At 41.7% G+C, this 7,223-nt stretch carries 2 protein-coding genes; both read right to left on the bottom strand.

The features are described from left to right. Positions 1-266 precede the first annotated feature (266 nt). Positions 267-3,356 carry a TonB-dependent receptor gene (locus tag QN395_RS20720; RefSeq protein ID WP_323492798.1) on the bottom strand — a complete coding sequence of 1,030 codons (3,090 nt, stop codon included), beginning with the start codon at positions 3,354-3,356 and terminating at the stop codon, positions 267-269. Between the two features lie 757 nt (positions 3,357-4,113). Then, positions 4,114-6,948, bottom strand: a complete 2,835-nt coding sequence (locus tag QN395_RS20715; protein ID WP_323492797.1) for a TonB-dependent receptor domain-containing protein — start codon at positions 6,946-6,948, stop codon at positions 4,114-4,116. Between the last annotated feature and the right edge of the window lie 275 nt (positions 6,949-7,223).

The following is a 7,223-nucleotide window of genomic DNA, read 5'->3' as shown; positions in this document are numbered from 1 at the left end:
AAACAAGAAAACCAATCGCAACAGTGGCCACACCCATGCTCGACTTTACTGGTTTGGGTATTTTGCAAGAAGCTCATTTGTTTTGATACTTAACAAGCTTTTATTTAAAGCGTTTTCAAAATAAGGTTAACGCTTGTTATAAAAGCATTCCGAGATCAAATTACAATCTAAAAACAAACAAGAAAGCCCCAAATTTCTGGGGCTTTTTGTTCCTACAGAATATGTCTAAATAACTTAGACAAAAATACCGTTACATATTCTAAAAATCAGAATTTGTAATTATATTCAGCTGTCAGTTTTGCACTACGCGGTGCAGAGTAACTTAAGACACCTTCATAAATTGCATAACGAACGTTTGCTGTGTTGTAACGCTCAACCACTTTTTGTACAGTTTGTGCATCAAAAACGTTAAAAACATCAAGTTTTAATGACAAGCCACTTAAGAACGATGGTTTGTATACAATATTCAAATCCAAACGGCGATCCCATTCTAAGTTGCCAACAGTGCCACGTGGAGACGGGATGTTTTGAGCCCCTGTTACACCAAAGCAATAATGCGATGCTGAATTATAGTTTGGCGAATCAGCCGGTGTAGGATTCGTACCCAGGCATGACCGTGGACGACCAGCAGCGAGCAACAAGTTACCACCAACGGACAATTGAGGAGTCAAATCGTAAAAACCATACGCCTTAATTTGGTGAGTACGGTCATTTGGCAGAAGTCCATTTGCGTATAACATTAGTTCACGATAATCCCAAGTTTGGGTCGCTGCAACGTCAGCTTGTCCAGTATTAGTATCAGATAAAGTTTGACCTTCAGTGTTACCCGTACTGCGTGACCATGTGTAGTTCAACTTACCATACCAACCACTGCGATATGGATGCTCAGCAAACAAATCTACGGCTGTGTACTTACGCTCCGCTTTTTCGAAACCAAGATCAGCTGCGGTCAAATGTACTTTGGTATAATTTTTACGTGCTGTTGCTGGGTTAGCATCGTTGAAGTCAACTAAGAAATCGTTGTCTTCGCCTGGATTGAAAGATGCACAACCAAAACCTTGCCAATTAGCAGTACTCACATTATTCCGTGCAGCCCATTTATCAAATGGACGTTGATCACAGAAATCATCAATCGTAGAACGCAGGGTACGATAAGTGACTTTCGCACCAAAATTCAAATTAGCTGAATAAGCCTTTTCGAAACCCAATGTAATTTCATCTTGATTACTTGGCTTCAGACCTGTAGCGGTAATCACTTTAGGATCTTTTGCTTGGCCGTATTCGTTATTAGCAGACAGTACATTGGTCAATTGAGTCAGACCAGTTGGAGCACCATTCGCATCGGTTCCAGTATATGCAAAGTATTGATTCGTGTTCAACGAACCGTTAGCACCGCGCAAAGCAACAACTGTAGGCATTTGAACTGTATAACGACCAGCACTTCCGAATACCTTTAAAGAAGAATCGCCATTGACATCCCAAGCAGCACTAAAACGAGGTGCTAATTGGTTTTTCATCTCAATGTACTTAACTTTATCTTGATTTGAGTTGGAAAACTGCTCATTACGCAGACCTGCCGTCAACAGTATATCTTTAGTAACTTGGAAGCGATCTTCAATATATTGCGCTGCTTGATCTGCGTATGCATTAGATACTGTAGAGCTCAAAATTTTCTCTACATAATAGCCTTGAGCTGCTAAGCCGCCATATGGTCTTAATGCAGGTACCGTACCACCGGCGACAGCCGTTGGTAAGTTAGGAGTCGTTGACTTCAGATATGTCCAGTTACCGCCACCTGCAGCAGAGTCACCAGCATTCAAAGATGTCATTGAATTATTATCCAAGCCAGCACGCAATGTATGCTGCCCTAACTTATATTCCAAATCAAGACGGAATGCCTTGACTGTATCTGTTGAGCCAGAAGAAGGTAGATTCCCAGTAAAACCTTGTGGACTGTTGTAGTTAAAACCAGGCACTTGGTTGTTAGCATCAGCGGCTACTTGGAATACATTCGGGTTGTATCCAGCAGGCTGATAGATGTGTGTTGCCTTACTTTGACCATAGGAGCCGGTTAATGTGAGGTTATCAGTCAAATTACCGGTATATTTTAAAATTTGAACTTCGCCACCATTCGCGCCATTATTTTCTTGGTGATCGGATGAGTTGATCTTTGAACCAACTACGCGAGTCGTGTAATCGTAAGAAGAATATTTGTTGTCAACTTTTGGCAAGTCACCCAATGCAGTCAGCTCTAAGCGATGATTGTCAGTAATATTCCAATCGAATTTACTGTAGTAACGGTTTAATTTAGTTGTTTGCTGTTGCCAACCGTTTACAGCATTTGTAGTAGATGTTCTGCCATTAAATACTCCGGCGAAATCCGTTGTAGTCGCTTCTGCAGCCAAAAACATGAACAACTTATCTTTAATAATTGGACCACCTACATAGGCGCCAACTTGTTTCTGCTCTGTTGAATTGTCCTGGCGACGGAAACGGAGAGTCCCATCAGTAGTTTTGGTGTTTGAAGCACCAATCACAGGATAATAATAATCAAGCGGAGTTGCACGCAGAGCGTTAGGTGTTATTGACGCTGTAGCACCAACCTCCCAGTTATTTGTACCGCTTTTACCGGTGATATTGACCACGCCACCAACAGAGCGACCAAACTCAACGCCATAACCACCAACCAAAATATCAGCCTGAGCGATAGCGCCAAAAGGTAACTCTGATGCGCCTAGTTGCGTCAATGGATTTGTTACAGGGAAACCATTAATGTAGTAAGCATTTTCCGAAGCGCCGCCGCCAGCGAAACTCGCACCTGCCGCATAAGTAGGATCTCCTCGAGTTGTATTTGGAGCTAATTGAATAATTGCATCAATGTTGCGTGCAACTGGCAATTTTGCTAATTCTTTCGCAGTAAATGTTGCACCATTTGTGGAGTTGGAAACGTCAATACGGCTGCGACGGGCAGATACTTCAATGGATTGCACTCCGGCATTGGCTGCGGCGCCGAAATCTGGTTCTGCACCTTGACCTGAGAGTACGTCTAATTCCGTAGTTGCAAGAACAGAAGAGTCTTTGAGTAGAGTTGCTTTGTAATGACCAGAAGGTAAGGCTGTTGCTTGATACTTACCAGTTGCATCGATCGTAACGGTGCGCGTCAAATTGGTATCGGTATTTTTCAACACGACGGAAGTTGCTGTACCTGCAACAACCTTACCATACACTGTGCCAACTGTATTGGATTGCGCCATAGCTGTTTGGTTGGCACCCACTGCCAACACACTTACGCCAAACGCTACAGTCAGCGCATGCGCGACTAACGTTTTCTTAAAAACCAGATTCTTCTTGGACATGTAATTTCCTGAGTATGTGAGTCAACAATGAGCTTTTCAAATTTTTATTTGAATAAGCGTTATTAGTGCGAGTGGTAACACTGCAAACCAAATGTTTCTTGATTATTCTGATGTAAATATAGAGGCCTTTTGAAACATCTAAATGTAACTAATCGTTTCAAAACGCTTACATTGCATAGGAACATTTTTGGGATATTCGTGTCAATACTTCGCTTTATCTTTGTCTTGAAAAACAACAATATTGTTTAGAGACATATCAAAAATAACATACGTATTTTTAAGGAAAAGAAGATGACTATTTTAAGTTTTTTAATTATTTAACAAATAATTAAAAAACTGTGTGTGTCAGGTTGGTGGTTCCTTACGACCTATAGGCAGGCAGAATCAGTATAAAAAATACGATTTATACTTTGTGAACCGATTAGGAAACCAGAGATGAGTATGTGCGATTCTTTTGAATAATTAAGACGAAGACGGCACCTAATAAGTGCGATAAAGATTTGAAGTGGTTTTTGTTTTTACTTACGAAGATATTAAAAGAATCGATTATTTCGTGATTATAGAGATGACAATAATTTTGCTAATGAAACTTAATAAACAACGAATTCAGCATTAATCGGTTAAGAGTTTGTTAAATCTTTCAAAATAATTCGCTTGGCTATAAAAGTCTTGCTTATAGACGATGGCTCACAAAAAAGCCGCTTAGACAAACTTTAAGCGGCTTTTTAAATAAAACTTTGCTCTTCAATACTAGCTATTAGAACTTATAGTTACCTACTAAGTAGAATTGACGGCCGAGTGGATCTGTGTAACGACCATCGTAACCAAGTTGGTTACCACCACCATTAATACGTTGAGAGAACGGAGGATCTACGTTAAACAGATTTTTGATACCACCAGTTAAAGTAAAGTTTTTAGTCAACTTCGCTTTTGTCTGCCAATCAAAAACCGTGTAAGACTTAACATCACGGACTGAATCTACATAAGCACCCAAAGTACCATCTACATTCACTGCACGGACAGCTGCGTTATCGGCAGTGATAGGTGCATCATGGTAACCAGAGTGATAGTTTGCAGTAAACGAATGCAAGAATTTTTCACTTGGTTTCCAAGTTGCAGTCAGCTTCGAAATTACACGGAAGACGACATCATTGTATGAGTTAAAACGTCCAACACCGTGATCAGTTCCAGAACCAGGAACATCTTGGTCAGCCTTCAACATATACGTACCTGTCCAGTTCAGCGCTACTTTACCGAAAGTGGTCGAAGTTGTGAAAGTATGATCCCAGTCAATACCTTGGTAATGAGAAGCTGCAATGTTGAATGGTGTTAATGCAGCGACTAAAACATTTTGCTTCTGGATAGGATCATAGTAAGACGAAAACAAAGCTGCATAAGTCTGTGGATTATCAAAAACCAGACTTTCAGGCAATGTTGCGATCTGATCTTTCAATTTCATGTCCCACAAATCGAAACCAATAGACAGACTCTTGATCGGTTCTACACGGAAACCAACGGTGTACTGAGTTGACTTTTCAGGCCTTAAACCAGAAGCACCAGTCAATGCGTTACCACCAGACAACAAACCGTATTCTGCAGTACCGTTGCACAAAGGCAGTAACGGACCAGAAGTAATAGGACAAGGATGGAAGTTAGAAGAACCGCCATTTGTCAGCGGACTTGTAATAGCTGCCAAAGTTGGAGCCTTAAAACCTGTTCCGTAAGAGCCGCGTAACAACAATTCATCGACAGGGCGATATGCAACTGCCAATTTATAAGTAGATGAACTGGCAGTGTTACCTTGTGTTGCAGGCGCTGCAAGATTGCCGTTCACGTCAAAGTTTTTGTTATTTTTTACTGCGTCGTAACTGTCGTAACGAATAGCCGCAGTTACATCCAGATTTTTGATAACAGGAACCAACAGCTCACCAAAAGTACCCCAGCTATTACGTGAGGAGTCAAACGGTAAAGCACCAGTGCCGCCACCGATATTTGTATCGGTCCAGTTTGGTTGCAAAACATTTGGTCCTTGCGCGATTGGACTCGGACTATCAGCATAACTTTGCTTGGAAAAATCGCCGCCAAAACCTAACTGTGCCATACCACCTGGTGCTTTAAACAGCTCCATTGATCCACGTGCGCTAGCAACATCAATTTTTGATACTGTTTGATCAAGCACCTGATGCAATACTGCTGGTGCCAAAGCGGCTTTAGTTGCGGCTGTTGGAGCGACAAACGGATTGTAAACACCGCTTGCAAATAAAGCTGCGAACTGATCGCCACTTGTGTAACCCGCTACAGCGTTGTCAGTTGCTTTATTCTCAGAATGAGTATAGGACAGGTTGTAGTCAACCCCCTTAGCGTTGCCTTCTAAACCGACGACTACATGCTTTGCTTCAGTGTCCCAGCCATCAGTACGTCTGCCGGCATCTACTAAACGCAAATTCATCGTTGCGGATTTTACCTTTGTTGGGTCTATACCTAATTTTATAAGCGCTGGCACAATTTCTTGCTGGTACAGTTTGCTATTTGTATCAACGCCCAGTGGTTGAGCAGGAGGAGCAAATGCAGCTGTGCTTGTGAACTTGGAGTACAAAGCTTCTGCATAAACCGATGTATCTTGATTGATCTTGAAGCTACCTTTGGCCAGGAAGCCATCACGTTTTAATTGCGGCAAAGCTTCTACCGTACTTGCAAAGTTAAAGCGGCAGGTAACGCCAGATACAAATGTATTTCCTGATGGGCAAACACCAGTATTAACTAATGCAGGGTTAAACGCCTTAGAAAAACCAGTACCCTTTACCGTCACATTTGCTGGAATTGAATTCGAGCTTGTTTGATACAAAGAGTAAACTTTTCCGCCATTTACAAACTTCTGAACGCCGCCGTTGGCACTAAATGCGCGGTCGCTTGCGTCTAATTGGGTCTGTTCGTCGTGGCTATATGCGAATAAGACGTTGTAACCATCTTTTTCTACATCGCCAAAACCTTTGGAAATCGCAATACTAGACGTAGCACCTTTAGCTGACGCATCAGGAGTGTTGTATGTCAATTCTATATTCGCATCTTGTTGATTTTTCTTCAAGATAAAGTTGACGACACCAGCGATAGCATCAGAACCATACAGCGCAGAAGCACCATCAGTCAAAATCTCGACGCGTTCGACTGCAGACAAAGGGATACTTGCCAAATTGACTGCAGAACCCGTGCCGTATGGCGCTACACGGTGACCATCAAGCAATACCAAAGTGTAGCTTGTGCCGATTGCATGAATAGAAGCAGTCTGAACACCACCGCCACCACCATTAATAGAAGCAGAAGAAGTCAAAAAACCTTGCATAGATGGCAACGAAGCAACCAAATCAGCAACTGTTGTTGCACCGCTTTGTTCGATTTGTGCTTTAGACAAAGTTTGAACTGGCAATGCGCCTTCAACGGCAATACGCTTAATCGAAGAACCAGTAATTTCTACGCGTTGCGGTGCTGCATCTTCTTGTGAGAATGCGGGCTGAGCCAACAAGCCTAAGCTCATTGCTACGCCGCCGGAAAATATCATTCTGACTGATCGAGACAGAATTTTTTCTTTTATCATTATGTAACTCCCTAAATTGGTATGGCGACTATCTAACAGAAACAGAATTTTTTCTTGTTTAGGTTTGCAAACAAACCCAAGCTCTTCGATAGGTGTAAATTAAAGTATCACAAAGTATCAAAAAAGCTTGATACTGCATGGAACCATTTCTGTCAGATTGCTGTCAATGAAGTCACTCTTGAGTAACGCAAAAAAACAACAGCCTTTTCTTTATCTATTTTGATAATTTTTTTTTGGCTTGCTTAGATTTTGTGCGTTTTAAAAAACTCTTAAAG

It is taken from the genome of Undibacterium sp. RTI2.2, from assembly GCF_035018705.1.
Classification (GTDB): Bacteria; Pseudomonadota; Gammaproteobacteria; order Burkholderiales; family Burkholderiaceae_D; genus Undibacterium.
Note: the sequence above shows the minus strand (reverse complement) of the source record. Positions and strands in the feature narration are given on the sequence as shown.

What these genes read in the sequence shown, in the direction of transcription:
- QN395_RS20720 (WP_323492798.1), bottom strand. Translation starts at nt 3,356, where the DNA reads ATGTCCAAGAAGAATCTGGTTTTTAAGAAAACGTTAGTCGCGCATGCG.
- QN395_RS20715 (WP_323492797.1), bottom strand. Translation starts at nt 6,948, where the DNA reads ATGATAAAAGAAAAAATTCTGTCTCGATCAGTCAGAATGATATTTTCC.